The sequence below is a fragment of the Azospirillum sp. A1-3 genome (assembly GCF_023806445.1).
GTDB lineage: Bacteria > Pseudomonadota > Alphaproteobacteria > Azospirillales > Azospirillaceae > Azospirillum.
Map to the genome: position 1 here is coordinate 1,237,329 of NZ_JAMSLU010000001.1, position 15,139 is coordinate 1,252,467.

The window sequence follows — 15,139 nt, forward strand, 5'->3', positions numbered from 1 at the left end:
CTCCTATAGTCCGCGCCCATGAGCGCGAACCCGTCCCCCGACACGGTCTTCCCGCACCGCCATCTCCTCGGAATCGAGGGGCTGCGGGCCGGCGAGATCACCCAGATCCTCGACCTTGCCGATGGCTATGTCGAGCAGAACCGCCGCCCCGTGAAGAAGTCCAACCTGTTGGACGGCCGCACGCAGGTGAACCTGTTCTTCGAGAACTCCACCCGCACCCGCACCAGCTTCGAGCTGGCCGGAAAGCGGCTGGGGGCCGACGTCATCAACATGTCGACCGACAGCAGTTCGGTGAAGAAGGGCGAGACCCTGATCGACACGGCGATGACGCTGAACGCCATGCACCTGGACGCGCTGGTGGTGCGCCACGCCGATTCGGGCGCGGTGAAGCTGCTGGCCGACAAGGTCAACTGCTCCGTCATCAACGCCGGCGACGGCCATCACGAACACCCGACCCAGGCCCTGCTCGACGCGCTGGCGATCCGTCGCCGCCTCGGCCGGCTGGACGGGCTGATCGTGGCGATCTGCGGTGACATCCTGCACAGCCGCGTCGCGCGCTCCAACATCCACCTGCTGAACGCCATGGGCGCCCGGGTGCGTTGCGTGGCGCCGCCGACCCTGCTGCCGTCGCAGATCGAACGGCTGGGCGTCGAGGTCCATCATTCGATGAAGACCGGCCTGCGCGACGCTGACGTGGTGATGATGCTGCGCCTGCAGACCGAGCGGATGAGCGGCCAGTATGTCCCCTCGACCCGCGAATACTTCTACTTCTACGGCCTGGATTACGAGAAGCTGGAAGTGGCGAAGCCCGACGCGGTCATCATGCATCCGGGGCCGATGAACCGCGGCGTCGAGATCGACTCGGAAGTCGCCGACGACCTCAAGCGCTCGATGATCCTCGATCAGGTGGAGCTAGGCGTGGCCGTGCGCATGGCCGTGCTCGACCTGCTGACCCGTGAACGCCGCCAGTCCGATCTCGCGGGAGCCGTCTGATGAGCAGCCGTATCGTCTACCGCAACGCCCGCCTGCTCGACCCGGCGACGGGCCTGGACCAGCGCGGCGACCTGCTGATCGACGGCGAGACCATCGCCGATTTCGGTCCCGGCCTGTTCAACGACTCCACGCCCGAGGGTGCGGAGGTCATCGACCTCGCCGGCCAGTGCCTCGCCCCCGGTCTCGTCGACATGCGGGTGCTGATCGGCGAACCGGGCGAGGAAGAGAAGGACACGATCAAGAGCGCATCCCGCGCCGCGGCGGCCGGTGGCATCACCGCCATGGCGCTGCTGCCCAACACCGACCCGGTGCTGGACGAGGTCGCCGGGCTGGAGTTCATCGCGCGGCGCGCCCGCGAGGTGAAGCTGGTCAAGGTCTTCGCCTATGGCTCCGCCACCCGCGGCACCGAAGGCAACGAGATCACCGAAATGGGCCTGCTGGGTCAGGCCGGTGCGGTCGCCTTCACCGACGGCACAAAGGCCATCGCCAGCGCCAAGACGATGCGCCGGGCGCTCAGCTATGCCAAGACCTTCGGCAAGCTGATCGTCCAGCATCCGGAAGAGCCGTCGCTGTCATCCGGCGGCATGATGAATTCGGGCGAGATCGCCACCCGCCTCGGCCTTGTCGGCATCCCGCGCGAGGCCGAGATCATCATGATCGAGCGCGACCTGCGGCTGGCCGAATTGACCGGCGGTCGCCTGCATTTCGCCCACATCAGCACCGGAGAATCGGTCGACCTGATCCGCCGCGCCAAGGCGCGCGGGCTGAAGGTGACCTGCGACACCGCTCCGCATTATTTCGCCCTGACCGAGGCCGACGTCGGCGACTACCGCACCTATGCCAAGGTGTCGCCGCCGCTGCGCGGCGAGATGGACCGGCGTGCCATCGTCGAGGGGCTGGCCGACGGCACCATCGACGCCATCGCCTCCGACCATGTGCCGCAGGACCAGGACCAGAAGCGCCTGCCCTTCGCCCAGGCCGCCCCCGGCGTGATCGGGCTGGAGACGCTGTTCCCACTGACGATGGAACTGGTGCACAAGGGCAAGATGCCGCTGCTGAAGGCGCTCGCCTGCGTCACTGCCAACCCGGCGGCGATCCTCGATTTGGCCCTGGGCCGCATCGTCAAGGGCGGGCCGGCTGATCTGGTCGTCTTCGATCCTGACGTGCCGTGGCAGATCGACGTCACCCGCTTCAAGTCGAAGTCGAAGAACTCGCCCTTCGAGAATCGCCCGGTCCAGGGCCGGCCGCTGCGCACCATCGTCGACGGCCGCACCGTCTGGCAGGCGGAGGACTGATCCGGTGCCGATCCTCCTGTTCGCCGCCCTGCTGGGCTACCTGCTGGGCTCGATCCCCTTCGGGCTGGTGTTGACCCGGATGGCCGGTTTGGGCGACATCCGCCAGATCGGCTCCGGCAACATCGGCGCCACCAACGTGCTGCGCACCGGCAACAAGCCGTTGGCGCTCGCCACCCTGCTGCTCGACAGCGGCAAGGGCGCCATCGCCGCGTTGCTGGCGCAGTGGCTGGCCGGACCGGAAGCGGCGGTGCTGGCCGCCGGCGGCGCCATGCTGGGCCACAGCTTCCCGGTGTGGCTGGGCTTCAAGGGCGGCAAGGGCGTCGCCACGGCGATCGGCGTTCTGCTGGCGGTGTCGTGGCCGGTCGGGCTGCTGGCCTGCCTGACCTGGCTGGTGATGGCGGCGCTGTTCCGCATCTCGTCGCTGTCGGCGCTGACGGCGCTGGGCATCAGCCCGCTGACCGGCTGGTACTTTGGTGGCCCGCTGGTCGGCAGCCTCTGCCTGTTCATCGCGGCGCTGGTCTTCATCCGCCATGAGGCAAACATCCGGCGCCTGCTGAAAGGCGAGGAGCCGAAGATCGGTGCCGGCAAGAAGAAGGCTGCCTGAGCGGGCGGACCGAAGAGGCGGAGCGAATGGGCGGCGGGGAGGCAACTCCTCGCCCTTTTCGTTTGCAGTCCTCTGATTCTGTTAGAGTTCCCTCGCCCTCCCTATCCGATTTCACCCACCCGGACGCAGACAACCGGTGCGGCCATGCGCTATGCTGCACGGCAATCCGGGGCACGAACAAGCAACCCGGCAGGTGAGCCGGCGGCTGGCGCCGGCGGACAACGAGACGCTGAGGGAACCGAGAATGGACACTCCGCTGTGGAGCCCGAGTGAGGAGCGCATCGCGCAGGCCAACCTGACCGCTTTCCGCGAGGCGGCGAATGCGCGATTCGGACTGCGGCTGGACGATTACGACGCGCTTTACAACTGGTCGATCGCGGAGAAGGAGCGGTTCTGGCGCTTCCTGTGGGAATGGGCGGGGCTGACCGGCGACCTCGGCAGTGTCGATCTGCTGGACGGCGACAAGATGCCCGGCGCCCGCTGGTTCCCGGAAGCCCGTCTCAGCTATGCCGAGAATCTGCTGGCCGGCGCACCGGACGACAACGCCGTCATTTTCTGGGGCGAGGACAAGGTCAAGTACCGCTGGAGCGGGGCGGAGTTGAAGGCCACCGTCTCCCGCCTGCAGCAGGCGCTGAAGGCCAAGGGTGTCGGCAAGGGCGACCGCGTCGCCGCCATCATGCCGAACATGCCGGAAACGCTGGCGGCGATGATCGCTACCACCAGCCTTGGCGCGGTGTGGTCCTCCTGCTCGCCCGATTTCGGCATCCAGGGCATCACCGACCGCTTCGGCCAGATCGAGCCGAAGGTGGTCTTCGCACCCGACGCCTATTGGTACAACGGCAAGAGCCACGATGTCCGTGCCAAGGTGGCGGAAGTGCTGAAGGATCTGCCGACCGTCGTCACCACCGTCATCATTCCCTACGTCGACAAGGCGCCCGACCTCTCGTCGATACCCGGCGCGGTCGGCTTCCAGGACTTCATGGCGCCCCATCCGGCGGCCGAGCCGACCTTCGAACGCGTCGCCTTCGACCATCCGCTGTTCATCCTCTATTCCTCCGGCACCACCGGAAAGCCGAAATGCATCGTCCACGGCACCGGCGGCACCATCCTTCAGCATGTGAAGGAGCACCGGCTGCATTGCGACCTGAAGCGCGGTGACCGGCTGTTCTACTTCACCACCTGCGGCTGGATGATGTGGAACTGGCTGGTGACCGGTCTGGCCAGCGGCACGACGCTGGTCCTCTATGACGGCTCGCCCTTCGCGCCGACCGGCAACATCCTGTTCGACTATGCCGATGCGGAGCAAGTGACCCTGTTCGGCACCTCGGCCAAATTCATCCAGTCGCTGGAAAAGTCCGGGCTGGAGCCGATGAAGACCCATTCGCTGGCCAGCGTCCGGGCCTTGGCATCCACCGGCTCGCCGCTGATGCCGGAGAATTTCGAGTTCGTCTACCGCTCGATCAAGCAGGATATCCACCTCGCTTCCATCAGCGGCGGCACCGACATCATGTCCTGCTTCGTGCTGGGCAACCCGATCTCCCCTGTCTGGAAGGGCGAGATCCAGACGCGCGGCCTCGGCATGGCGGTGGAGGCGTTCGACGACAACGGCCACGCCGTGCGCGGCGAGAAGGGCGAACTGGTCTGCACCCGTCCCTTCCCCAGCATGCCCATCGGCTTCTGGGCCGATCCAGACGGGTCGAAATACCGCTCCGCCTATTTCGACCGCTTCCCCAATGTCTGGGTACATGGCGATTTCATCGAGCAGACCGAGCATGGCGGCTGGGTGATCTATGGCCGGTCCGACGCGGTGCTTAACCCCGGCGGCGTGCGCATCGGCACGGCGGAGATCTACCGCCAGGTCGAACAGCTTCCGGAAATCATGGAGGCGGTCTGCATCGGCCAGGAATGGGACGGCGACGTGCGCGTCGTGCTGTTCGTGGTCCTGCGCGAGGGGCTGAAGCTGGACGAGGCTCTCGCCGGCACCATCCGCAAGCGGATCAAGGACAATTGCTCCCCCCGCCATGTCCCTGCGAAGATCGTCCAGGTCACCGATATCCCGCGCACCCGCTCCGGCAAGATCACCGAGCTGGCCGTGCGCGACGCCGTCCATGGCCGCCCGATCAAGAACACGGAGGCGCTGTCCAACCCGCAGGCGCTCGACGAATTCCGCGAGCGGACGGAACTGAGCGGGGCGTGAGGTGGCGTCGCCGCTGTTCCTCGACCTCGACGGCGTGCTTGCCGATTTCGACCGCGGCGTCGTCGCGGTCACCGGCAAGCGGCCGGAACAGCTGCCGATGAAGGAGATGTGGCGGGCCTTGTCCCGCCGCTCCGACTTTTTCGGCACGCTGGACTTCATGCATGACGCGCAGGAGCTTTGGGCTTTCTGCGCGCCGCACCGGCCGACCATCCTGACCGGCTTGCCGCTGGGCAGTTGGGCACCGGAGCAGAAGAAGCGCTGGGTCGCCCGCATGCTGGGGGCCGAGGTGCCGGTCATCACCTGCATGGCCCGCGACAAGGCCCGCTACGCCAGTCCCGGCGCCATCCTGGTCGATGACCGCGAGAAGGCCCGCGACCCGTGGGAGGCGGCCGGGGGCCGATTCATCCTCCACCGCAATGCGGCGGACAGCATCGCCGAATTGGCGAGGCTGGGATTCTGAACATGCCTAAGGGGCGGCACTTGCGCGCCGCCCCCTATTCCAACAAACCCGTTTACTCGGCAGCCGCTGCCTTGGTCTCGCGGCTGGTCCTCCACAGCGACACCACCACGCCGCCGGCGATCAGGGCGAAGGTGACGCCCAGCGCGATCAGCGGGTCGGGCTTGCCGAAGACTTGCGTGTAGAAAATCTTGCCGCCGATGAACACCAGCACCAGCGCCAGCGCGTATTTCAGATAACGGAAGCGGTGGACCATCGCCGCCAAGGCGAAGTACAGCGCGCGCAGGCCCAGGATGGCGAAGATGTTGCTGGTGTAGACCAGATACGGGTCGGTGGTGATGGCGAAGATCGCCGGCACGCTGTCGACCGCGAAGACCAGATCGGCCAGTTCCACCATGATCAGCGCCAGCAGCAACGGCGTGGCCGTCCAGCGCATCACGCCGCTGTCGCCCACCGGCTGCTTGACGATGAAGTGATGGCCGTGGAAGCGGTCGGTAACGCGGATGCGGCGCTTCAGGAACCGCAGGATGGCATTCTCCCCGATGTCGGTCTCCTCGTCCTTCGCGAACAGCATCTTGATGCCGGTCAGCAGCAGGAAGGCGCCGAAGACATAGAGGATCCAGTGGAATTCCGACACCAGAGCGGCACCGGCGCCGATCATCAGGCCACGCAGCACGATGACGCCCAGGATACCCCAGAACAGCACACGGTGCTGCAATTCGCGGGGCACGGCGAAATAACTGAAGATCAGCGATATGACGAAGACATTGTCCAGTGACAGGCTCTTCTCGACGAAGAAGCCCGTATAGTACTGCAACCCGGCCTCGCCGCCCATCGACCACCAGACCCAGCCGCCGAACAGCATGGCGACCGCGATGTAGAAGGCGGAGAGCTTCAGGCTTTCACCGACGCCGATGACATGGTCGCGCCGATTGAGAACACCCAAGTCCAGAACCAGAAGCGTCAGGACGATCCCAACGAAAACGAGCCAAATCCAAACCGGTTTTCCCAGAAATTCCAGGAATATCGTTGCAAACAAACCGTCCATTGCAAAACCCACTTGATGACGCTGCGTGAGCGGTGAGATCAAGCGGTTCCGACATCACGACCGACGCCTCGGCCGTCAGAGGGGCCCGGACCCGAACTTCCTCGCAGATGGTGTCACCGCGCCGCAGGTCAAGATGGCCGCAAACAGCGACAAGGCGGCGAAAGCAAAAACATCGCACGGCGTCTTTCGCTGGCCTTTGCGAGTCGCACCGCCGGCAACGTCGGAATGCCGGCCGCACTGCGGAAAACTGCGGCTGGATCGGCGGGAACGGCATCGGGACTCGGCGCTTGATGCAATGCCGCCACAGATGGCGAAGAAATGACCGGCAAGAAAAACACCGATGGTTGCCCAATCTGTGTTCGCTCTTGTGCGGATGGTGCCGTTCTGCCAATAACTCCGAAAAACCGAAACCAAACCGAACAAATGGAGTTTTGCATGAACCAGGCCGAGCTGATCGAAACCGTCGCCACCAACGCCGGCATCAAGAAGGCCGACGCGGCCAAGGTCGTTCAGGCTGTGTTCGAGGGCATCTCCGGCGCGCTGGGCCGCGGCGAAGATGTGCGGCTGGCCGGTTTCGGCATCTTCGAGGTGGCCGAGCGCGCCGCCCGTGAAGGCCGCAACCCGCGCACCGGCGAAGTCGTGGCGATCGCCGCCTCCAAGGCTCCGAAGTTCAAGCCGGCCAAGCAGCTGCGCGATCTGGTGAACGGCTGATCCGCCCGCAACCACGTCCCAGGGGGAGCGCAGCCATGTCCATCGATCAAACCGAATTGCAATCGCTGACCGCCAAGGTCGTCGCCGCCTATGTCGGCAACAACTCGGTGCCGGTTCAGGATCTGCCTACGCTGATCAACAGCGTCCAGGTGGCCTTCCGCAATCTGGGCGACGACAAGCCGGCCCCGGCCAAGGCCGAACTGGTTCCGGCGGTCGCGATCAAGAAGTCGGTCACGCCGGAATTCATCGTCTGCCTGGAAGACGGGAAGAAGCTGAAGATGCTGAAGCGGCATCTGAAGACCGTCTATGACATGACGCCGGACGAATATCGCGCCAAATGGGGCCTGCCGCCGGAATACCCGATGGTCGCCCCGAATTACGCCAAGGCGCGTTCCGAGATGGCGACCAAGCTCGGGCTTGGCCGCAAGCGTGCGGCGGCCGAATAACGGCTTACGCCCAACGCTGTCGAGAGAGAGGCGCGTCCCCAGGGGCGCGCCTTTTTCTTTTTCCGCACCCTGCCGCCGGTCTGCCCAGCGCGTCATCTCGCGGGCTACCCCGTTCCCGTTCAACGGTCTATGACCAATGTTCAGGTAGCGAAGCGCCTCGGCCTTCCCATCTAGGGTTCCGGTAGGGTTCATGGGCCGTGTGCGGTCCTATCACCTTCCTCGCCGCAGAGGCATAGTCGCCTCCCGCTATGTCTGTTGACCGGTGGCCGACCTGCCGCCGATCCACTTCGCGGCTGCGGCATGACGGTGGCATATCAAGGGCGGCCCGCCCGGAAAGATGCCGGCCGATTGGAAGGGTGACACCCGCCCGAAAGGCACCTTGCCGAAGGTCTTGGGTCATAGGATTGCCTCCTCCCCCAGACTGCCGGTGCGGGTGGAAGAAGAGCTTGGGTATACGCCGAAAAACACCCGGAACACGCCCTTTACAGGGTTGATCCGCCGCATTTCCGCGGCCACATTAACATTGTCGAAAGGACGCAGTTCCTTGAGACACCGGGCAAAATAGAACCCCACAACAAACCAGAACCAGCCAGAGCCGAAGCGACGGACTATATTCCTGCGTCCGCCGATGGACAATCGCCTCTAAGGCGACCCCGCCATGGGCCCCGACATGGGCCGGCCCTCGAAAATCGGCCGTCCCAGGAAGCGTTGGAGAGGAGGCATTCGCGTGCTGAAGAAACTGCTGACCGGTGAAAGCGCCAGCCTGACCCGCTACATCGAGGAGTCCAAGCGCTTCCCCATCCTTGCGCCGGACGTCGAACGCGACCTCGCCATCGCCTGGCGGGAGCGCGGAAGCCCGCAGGCCCTGGAACAACTCGTGGGCAGCCACCTCCGCCTCGTCATCAAGATCGCCCGCGGCTTCGGCGGTTACGGCCTGCCGCTGGTCGATCTGGTCGCCGAAGGCAATGTCGGCCTGATGCAGGCGGCCCAGAAATTCGATCCGCAGCGCGGTTTCCGCTTCGCCACCTACGCCACCTGGTGGATCCGCGCCGCGATCCAGGAATACATTCTGCACAGCTGGTCGCTGGTGAAAATGGGCACCACCGCCGCGCAGAAGAAGCTGTTCTTCAACCTGCGCCGCCTGAAAAGCCAGATGGCCGAGTTGGAACAGGGCGACCTGTCGCCGGAGACCGTGGCCACCATCGCCGCCGAACTTGATGTTCCGGAGACCGAGGTGGTGGAGATGAACCGCCGTCTGGCCGCCAACGACAGTTCGCTCGACGCCACCCTGTCGACCGACGGCGAGACCAATTGGCTGGAACTGCTGGCCGACGACCGCCCCACCCAAGACACCATGCTGGCCGATGCCGACGAACTGGCGCTACGCCGCCGGCTGGTAGGGCAGGCGCTGGACCGGCTGGATGCCCGTGAACGTCGCATCCTGTTCGAACGCCGCCTGAAGGACGATCCGTCCACGCTGGAAGCGCTGAGCCAGCAGTTCTCGGTTTCGCGCGAACGGGTACGCCAGATCGAGGTGCGGGCCTTCGAAAAGCTCCAGAAGGCCGTGCTCAGCGCCGCGCAGGCCCTGCGCCGTCCGGCCACGCCAATGGTGGCCTGACCCATCCGGTTACCCCGTCGGGCGGACGCGATGCCGGACGGGGATCTTGCGGAGCCGGCCAGCCGGCCGGCCACCGCATCGTTGCCGCGGGCACTCCGCCCGCCAGTTGCCTCCAGACCTGTCACCTTCACGCCGGCGGCGCCCTTGGCCCGCCGGCATTTTCTTGCGCGGACAGGCTATCGCCAGGTCTCCGTCGGTTGTCACACATTGCTCTTATTGCTATTTTTCGGTGTTGTGCGACAAAGTGGCCGGTTTAAAGATGCGAATGATTGCGCATGATGTGCGGCTCGCGGGAAAGATTGCATTTTCTCCAATACTTAGTACGCTAGTCATATCTAAAATGGGAGAGGGGCTCCATGTCGCACGCTGCCCAGACTCAATCGATCATTGACCGCATCACCTTCCTGCGCATCGACGAGGCGACGAAGGCGACGCTGCGGGAGTTCCAGCCCTATCTGGCGCAGCGCATCGATCAGATTCTCGAGGAATTCTACGTCTATCTCCGTTCGGTGCCGCAGGTGGCGCCGATGCTGGTCAATCCAGCAGTGACCGGCCGGGCGCGCGATCTGCAGAAGCAGCACTGGTTGCGCAACGTCTTCACCGGCACCTTCGATGATGCCTATGTCAGCCAGGTTCTGAAGATCGGTCAGACCCACCAGCGTATCGGGCTTGAACCGCGCTGGTATACCGGCGCCTACTGCTTCACCCTGAACAAGCTGATCGAACTGGCTGCCCAGATCCATCGCAAGAAGCCGGAAAAGCTGTCGCAGCTCCTCCAGGCCATCAACAAGGCGGTGTTCCTGGACATGGACCTCGCCACGTCGGTCTATATCGATCTGAACACCGCGGCGATCATCGCGCGGGAGTTGGGCAGCACCGCAGACAGCTTCGAGCGCGAGGTGAAGGGCGTGGTTCAGGCGGTGGCAAGCGCCGCCCAGCAGCTCCAGGGCACCGCCCAGGCCATGAGCCGCACGGCTGAAACGACGAGCGAGCAGTCGACCCAGGTCGCCGCCGCCGCGGAAGAAGCGTCCGTCAACATCCAGACGGTCGCCGCAGCGGCGGAGGAGCTGACCGCCTCGATCGGCGAAATCAGCCATCAGGTGACCCAATCGGCCGCCATCGCCAATGCCGCGATGACGGAGGCCGAACGGACCAATGCCACCGTGCAGGGGCTTGCCGATGCCGCCAGCCGCATCGGTCAGGTGGTGAAGCTGATCCACGACATCGCCAGCCAGACCAACCTGCTGGCGTTGAACGCCACCATCGAGGCTGCCCGCGCCGGCGAGGCCGGCAAGGGCTTCGCGGTCGTGGCGAGCGAGGTGAAGAGCCTCGCCAACCAGACCGCCAAGGCGACGGAAGAGATCAACTCGCAGATCGGGGCCGTCCAGGGTGCGACACAGGAGGCGGTCGGCGCCATCCGCTCCATCTCCGGCACCATCGCCCGAATCAACGAGATCTCCACCTCCATCGCCACCGCCATGGAGGAACAGGGCGCCGCCACGACCGAGATCGCCCGCAACGTCCAGCAGGCCTCGATCGGTACCCGCGAAGTCAGCGAGACCATCGTCGCGGTGAACGCCTCCGCCGACAACGCCGGCGAAGAGGCCCGTGAAGTGCTGGAGGCGACCAACGAGCTGTCTCGCCAGTCCAACACCTTGCGGACAGAGGTCGAACGCTTCCTTGCCCGCGTCCGCGCCGGCTGATCGGATCCCCAGGTTTGGAAATGAAAAAGGCGCGTTCCACGGAACGCGCCTTTTTCATATGGATGTCTTCAACAGTCCAATCCGCCCGGACAGGGCGGCTCACGGCATCGTGCGAACAACCAGATCGCTGACCGGAATATTCTCGGCCTGAGCGGCGCGGCGAACATCGTCGGCGCTGCGCCAATGGCTGCGACCGCCGAGGCTGGTGAGAACACCGCCCCGCATCGCCACGAACAGACCCGTACGCCCCAGATTGACAATCCTCATCATGATTTTACCCCCGCCCGATCTCTGGTATTTTAGAGAATTTATTTAGATTCTTTTTCTTGAAGAGAATACCTCTCTGTCCAAAAGAAGTATCAGCACATATCCGGTCGCGTCAATAAGACTTCCGTCACTCAACCGGCTGACGAGTTCATAGGTCAATCTTCACCTGAAAACCCTTGCTTTCATCCCACCACCATCTCCTATTGATTTATTCTTGCTTTATTGAAAATTTTAGAGACTTTCGGTATACTCGCGGGATGGCTCCGCCTGTCCGAAAGCCTTATCCCGACAGCGCCGCGTGGGAACGACCGCGTGCCGTGTAGGGTTGTCACCGAAAGCTGCTGTCCAATCGACGGCATGCAGCGGGGAAGAACCTGCGAGGCATCGGCATCATGGCAACTGTACACCGCCGCACCGGCTCTTACGGCACGGCCAACAACGACAGCCTCGGCGCGGAATCGGACGATAGCGACGGCAAACGCGCCATTCTGGCGCTGCCACTGACGATCCGTCCGGCGAGGCAGGAGGATTTGCCGGCCCTGGAGTGGTTCGGCCAGCACACCCCCCATCGCGAGATCATAACGGGTGCCTTCCGTCTGCAGGAACGCGGCGACGGCTCCATGCTGCTGGCCGATGTCAACGGCTTCCCGGCCGGCCAAATCTGCATCGATTTCCTGCGCAAGCGGCCGAGTGGCCGGGCCACGCTGTGGGCTCTGCGAGTGTTCCAGCCGTTCCGCGGGCTGGGCATCGGCCGCCGGCTGGTGCGGGCGGCCGAGCGGGTCGTGATCCAGCGCGCCGTCCCCTACGCCGAGCTGGGCGTCGACCGCGACAATGCCGGCGTCTTACCCTTCTATGAACGGCTGGGATACGAACATTGTGGCCGGGAACGCGGCCAGTTCCTCTACCATACGCCCGAGGGACGGCTGGTCCGTGTCGCCATCGACCAATGGCTTCTGCACAAGCGGCTGGGTGAAGGCGCGGAGTCCGCCACCGCAGGTCCTGACAACGGTCGTTGCCTGCGGCTTGCGGGGGACTGACCGCTATTCCGCTGCCAGCGCCGCGCCGACCGGAAGGGGCACCAGCCGGGCCGCCCGCCTGCGCGGCAGGAAGATGCGGGCCCCATCCAGGATGCTGCCCAGTTCGCCCATCGCATCGACCGCCATGCACAACGCAACCGGCGGAAGCCAGCGGTCGAACAGTTGCGCCGCCACCTCCGCATCGCCGCCCTGGACCGCGGCCAGGGAATCCAGCAGGGCCGCCTCGTCGGCACTGACGCGGCTGCAGGCCGGACAGCGGATCTCCGGCTTGCTGGCACCCGTCACCGCGAAGGTACCGAGCAGCGCGAACAGCGGCAGCAGCGCCGTGTTCGGTACGCCGGCCACGTTCAGCCCAATGCGCATCGACGCCATTGCCCCGGCGGTGCCGGCGCGGAACCACTGGCGAACTCCGGTCAACAGCGCCCGTTCGGCCGTGGTCAGGTCCATCACAGTCCAGGGTGACGGCCGCCCCTCTTCCATCGTCCCGCACATGCCGCAGCTCCTTCATCCGATTGCAGGACCATCCTAACGCCTCTCCATTCCAATTGCGAGTCATTCTTATTTGCGCCGCTGCTTGTGACAAAAATCGGACGCCCGTGACACCCGGAATGCCGGAAAGGTCGCGTTAACGAACCGCGGCAATCCTGAACCGACTCGCAGTACAGGGGGATCGGTGGGGATGATTCGGACACTACGGGGAGCTGTTTTCGGACTGGTCACGGTGATCGGAATTGCTGTTGCGGCGGGCTTGACGGTGGCCCATCCGGCAGCGGCCCAGATCGTTCTGAAGTCCGCCTATGGGGAGGCGTCGCTGGCCGGCCCGGCCAAGGCGCGCGGCGCGGTGGTGTGGAGCCACGGCCGCTCGGTGGACTCCGAGGATTCGGAGGCGCCCACCCCGCTCTACATGAAGGCGCTGCGCGACGCCGGCTGGGACGTCTATCGGCTGGACCGCATGCGCGTCAGCGACACGCTGCCCAACAGCTCCCGCGCGCTCGCCAGCTATTCGGAAGCGCTGAAGGCCAAGGGATATCGCCGGGTCGCCCTGACCGGTCAATCCTTCGGCGCCTTCATCTCGCTGATCGCCGCGGGTCAGACCAACGCCATCGACGCCGTCGTCGCCACCGCCCCCGCCGCCTTCGGCAACTTCACCGAGGCGTTCGACAGCTACCGCGAGAACGCCGCCCAGCTCTGGCCGATCCTGCGCGAGGTTCGCCGGGCGCGGGTGATGATGTTCTTCTTCCACGGCGATGATTTCGATCCGGGCGGGCGCGCCGAGCCGGCCCGCAACATCCTGACACAGCGCGGACTGAGCAGCCTGATCGTCGACCAGCCGTCGCTGCTGACCGGCCATGGCGCCGCCAACACCGGCCTGTTCGTCCGCCGCTTCGGCGCCTGCATCGTCCGCTTCGCCGAGGATCCGCCGACCCCGAACGATCCGCCCTGCGACGAATCCTGGGGCCGCAGCCCCAGCGCGGAACTGCTGCAGGCGGCCCTGCCCGCCAACGCGTCGGGTTCCGCCAAGGGTAACGACGCGACCGCGGCGCTCCGTCCCTACATCGGCATGTGGTACGGCAGCTACATCAATGGCCGCGAGGTCGCGCTGTCGGTGGAAAAGGCGGAGGGCGACGCCGTCTATGCCGACTATGTGCTCGGCGCCGGCATGGAAGCCGACCAGCCCTTCGAACGGGTGCGCCGCAAGGGCCGGGTCGAGAATGGCGAACTGGTCTTCGACGAGAAGGGCCGCAACATCCTGCGCTACCGCCTGCGCCCTGACGGCCGCGTTGCCGCCAGCTGGCTGGACAAGGACGGCCACGGCCGGCTCGACACCGTGCTGCGCCGGGTGAACTGACGTCCAGGGCGGCGGGCCGCTCAGCCCACCGCCCTCTCCTCCTTAGCCCTCTGCCAGGAAGTTGCGGACGATTGCGATCTGCTCGTCCGTCATCAGGGACGGGGCGTGGCCGGTGTTGGGGAATTCCACCACCTGCACCAGACCGGCCGCCCCCGGCCCGCGCGCCGCCATCCGCTCCGCCGTCTCGGCGCTCAACAGGTCCGAATCCGCACCGCGCAGGACCAGCACCGGGCAACGCACGCGGTCCCACAGCGCCCACAGATCGACGTCGGCGATGGGCGCGGTCTTGAACGCCTCCCCGATGGCGGGATCATAGGCAAGGCGGAACCGGCCATCGGGCATCGGGCGGGCGCTGTGCTCCGCCATATGGCGCCAGCATTCATCGCTGATCGTGCCGAAGCCCATCAGAACGAAGCGCAGATAGGATTCCAGCGCCGGCAGATCCTCGAATACCGGATCCTTGCCGACATAATCGGCGATCCGCTGCAATCCTGCCTGAGCGATGAAGGGGCCGACGTCGTTGATGACCATGCGGCGGATCGGGCTGTTGGCCTGCGCCGCCAGCGTCATGCCGATCAGACCGCCCATCGAGGTGCCGACCCAGTCGACCGTCTCCACCCCCATGCGGGCGATCAGCGCCACCATGTCGGCGCAATATTGCGGATAGCCGTAGAGCGCCGGCACCGGCAGCCAGTCGCTGCGCCCGCGCCCGACCACGTCCGGGCAGGCAACCCGCCAGCCGTCGGCCAGGGCCAGCGCCAGCCGGTCGAAGTCCCGGCCGTTGCGGGTCAGCCCATGGACGCACACCGCCGTCCGCGCGGCATCGTCACGCCCCCACTGGGTGTAGGCGATCTTGTGGAACCCGGCGGCGCTGAGGCCGAGGACGTTGCGTTCGGACATCGGCACGGGCGGGC

The 15,139-nt window shown here is 65.5% G+C and carries 16 protein-coding genes; 12 read left to right on the forward strand and 4 right to left on the reverse strand.

Features of this window, described 5'->3' with window-relative positions; translation table 11 throughout:
• The first annotated feature begins 18 nt into the window (after positions 1-18).
• The 5 genes from M5E06_RS05915 to M5E06_RS05935 all read left to right on the forward strand — a co-directional run bounded on the left by M5E06_RS05915 (position 19) and on the right by M5E06_RS05935 (position 5,549).
• A complete protein-coding gene (locus tag M5E06_RS05915) occupies positions 19-993 on the forward strand; it encodes an aspartate carbamoyltransferase catalytic subunit (RefSeq protein WP_085089487.1) in 975 nt (324 codons plus the stop codon).
• The gene (locus M5E06_RS05920; RefSeq protein WP_252137496.1) at positions 993-2,288 is read left to right on the forward strand and encodes a dihydroorotase; all 1,296 of its coding nucleotides are present in this window, start codon (positions 993-995) and stop codon (positions 2,286-2,288) included. The genes M5E06_RS05915 and M5E06_RS05920 overlap by 1 nt, the downstream gene beginning before the upstream one ends.
• A gap of 4 nt (positions 2,289-2,292) precedes the next feature.
• Complete coding sequence (gene plsY, locus M5E06_RS05925; RefSeq protein ID WP_252137497.1) at positions 2,293-2,892, forward strand: glycerol-3-phosphate 1-O-acyltransferase PlsY; 600 nt, start codon at positions 2,293-2,295, stop codon at positions 2,890-2,892.
• Positions 2,893-3,136: 244 nt separating this feature from the next.
• Positions 3,137-5,089 (forward strand): acetoacetate--CoA ligase, encoded by a 1,953-nt coding sequence (locus M5E06_RS05930; RefSeq protein WP_252137498.1) that lies wholly within the window; start codon positions 3,137-3,139, stop codon positions 5,087-5,089.
• Position 5,090: 1 nt separating this feature from the next.
• Positions 5,091-5,549 (forward strand): hypothetical protein, encoded by a 459-nt coding sequence (locus M5E06_RS05935; protein WP_252137499.1) that lies wholly within the window; start codon positions 5,091-5,093, stop codon positions 5,547-5,549.
• A gap of 52 nt (positions 5,550-5,601) precedes the next feature.
• Here M5E06_RS05935 and M5E06_RS05940 read toward each other — a convergent pair whose 3' ends face one another.
• Positions 5,602-6,594: a TerC family protein gene (locus tag M5E06_RS05940; RefSeq protein WP_252137500.1), complete on the reverse strand. Its 993-nt coding sequence runs from the start codon at positions 6,592-6,594 to the stop codon at positions 5,602-5,604.
• Positions 6,595-6,619: 25 nt separating this feature from the next.
• On the opposite strand from M5E06_RS05940, the gene M5E06_RS05945 reads away from it, so the two are divergent.
• From M5E06_RS05945 to M5E06_RS05965, 5 genes are all read left to right on the forward strand, one after another.
• Positions 6,620-6,916: a hypothetical protein gene (locus tag M5E06_RS05945; RefSeq protein WP_252137501.1), complete on the forward strand. Its 297-nt coding sequence runs from the start codon at positions 6,620-6,622 to the stop codon at positions 6,914-6,916.
• A gap of 113 nt (positions 6,917-7,029) precedes the next feature.
• Positions 7,030-7,305, forward strand: coding sequence for an HU family DNA-binding protein (locus M5E06_RS05950; protein WP_012974184.1), 276 nt, complete (start codon positions 7,030-7,032; stop codon positions 7,303-7,305).
• A gap of 35 nt (positions 7,306-7,340) precedes the next feature.
• Positions 7,341-7,751 carry a Ros/MucR family transcriptional regulator gene (locus tag M5E06_RS05955; protein WP_109152842.1) on the forward strand — a complete coding sequence of 137 codons (411 nt, stop codon included), beginning with the start codon at positions 7,341-7,343 and terminating at the stop codon, positions 7,749-7,751.
• 727 nt (positions 7,752-8,478) lie between these two features.
• A complete protein-coding gene (rpoH, locus tag M5E06_RS05960; RefSeq protein ID WP_109152843.1) occupies positions 8,479-9,369 on the forward strand; it encodes an RNA polymerase sigma factor RpoH in 891 nt (296 codons plus the stop codon).
• Positions 9,370-9,725: 356 nt separating this feature from the next.
• Positions 9,726-11,072 (forward strand): globin-coupled sensor protein, encoded by a 1,347-nt coding sequence (locus tag M5E06_RS05965; protein WP_252137502.1) that lies wholly within the window; start codon positions 9,726-9,728, stop codon positions 11,070-11,072.
• Between the two features lie 99 nt (positions 11,073-11,171).
• Here M5E06_RS05965 and M5E06_RS05970 read toward each other — a convergent pair whose 3' ends face one another.
• Complete coding sequence (locus M5E06_RS05970) at positions 11,172-11,342, reverse strand: hypothetical protein (protein ID WP_158282444.1); 171 nt, start codon at positions 11,340-11,342, stop codon at positions 11,172-11,174.
• A 389-nt stretch (positions 11,343-11,731) separates the two neighbouring features.
• Here M5E06_RS05970 and M5E06_RS05975 point away from each other — a divergent pair, with 389 nt between their 5' ends.
• Positions 11,732-12,376 (forward strand): GNAT family N-acetyltransferase, encoded by a 645-nt coding sequence (locus tag M5E06_RS05975; protein ID WP_252137503.1) that lies wholly within the window; start codon positions 11,732-11,734, stop codon positions 12,374-12,376.
• 3 nt (positions 12,377-12,379) lie between these two features.
• Here M5E06_RS05975 and M5E06_RS05980 read toward each other — a convergent pair whose 3' ends face one another.
• Positions 12,380-12,868 (reverse strand): hypothetical protein, encoded by a 489-nt coding sequence (locus tag M5E06_RS05980; protein WP_252137504.1) that lies wholly within the window; start codon positions 12,866-12,868, stop codon positions 12,380-12,382.
• 229 nt (positions 12,869-13,097) lie between these two features.
• Here M5E06_RS05980 and M5E06_RS05985 point away from each other — a divergent pair, with 229 nt between their 5' ends.
• The gene (locus M5E06_RS05985) at positions 13,098-14,225 is read left to right on the forward strand and encodes an alpha/beta hydrolase (protein ID WP_252137505.1); all 1,128 of its coding nucleotides are present in this window, start codon (positions 13,098-13,100) and stop codon (positions 14,223-14,225) included.
• 42 nt (positions 14,226-14,267) lie between these two features.
• Here M5E06_RS05985 and M5E06_RS05990 read toward each other — a convergent pair whose 3' ends face one another.
• Positions 14,268-15,131, reverse strand: coding sequence for an alpha/beta fold hydrolase (locus M5E06_RS05990; protein ID WP_109152878.1), 864 nt, complete (start codon positions 15,129-15,131; stop codon positions 14,268-14,270).
• Positions 15,132-15,139: the final 8 nt, after the last annotated feature.

Coding starts and splice junctions, on each gene's coding strand:
- M5E06_RS05915 (WP_085089487.1), top strand. CDS start 19: ATGAGCGCGAACCCGTCCCCCGACACGGTCTTCCCGCACCGCCATCTC.
- M5E06_RS05920 (WP_252137496.1), top strand. CDS start 993: ATGAGCAGCCGTATCGTCTACCGCAACGCCCGCCTGCTCGACCCGGCG.
- M5E06_RS05930 (WP_252137498.1), top strand. CDS start 3,137: ATGGACACTCCGCTGTGGAGCCCGAGTGAGGAGCGCATCGCGCAGGCC.
- M5E06_RS05940 (WP_252137500.1), bottom strand. CDS start 6,594: ATGGACGGTTTGTTTGCAACGATATTCCTGGAATTTCTGGGAAAACCG.
- M5E06_RS05950 (WP_012974184.1), top strand. CDS start 7,030: ATGAACCAGGCCGAGCTGATCGAAACCGTCGCCACCAACGCCGGCATC.
- M5E06_RS05955 (WP_109152842.1), top strand. CDS start 7,341: ATGTCCATCGATCAAACCGAATTGCAATCGCTGACCGCCAAGGTCGTC.
- M5E06_RS05965 (WP_252137502.1), top strand. CDS start 9,726: ATGTCGCACGCTGCCCAGACTCAATCGATCATTGACCGCATCACCTTC.
- M5E06_RS05970 (WP_158282444.1), bottom strand. CDS start 11,342: ATGATGAGGATTGTCAATCTGGGGCGTACGGGTCTGTTCGTGGCGATG.
- M5E06_RS05975 (WP_252137503.1), top strand. CDS start 11,732: ATGGCAACTGTACACCGCCGCACCGGCTCTTACGGCACGGCCAACAAC.
- M5E06_RS05980 (WP_252137504.1), bottom strand. CDS start 12,868: ATGTGCGGGACGATGGAAGAGGGGCGGCCGTCACCCTGGACTGTGATG.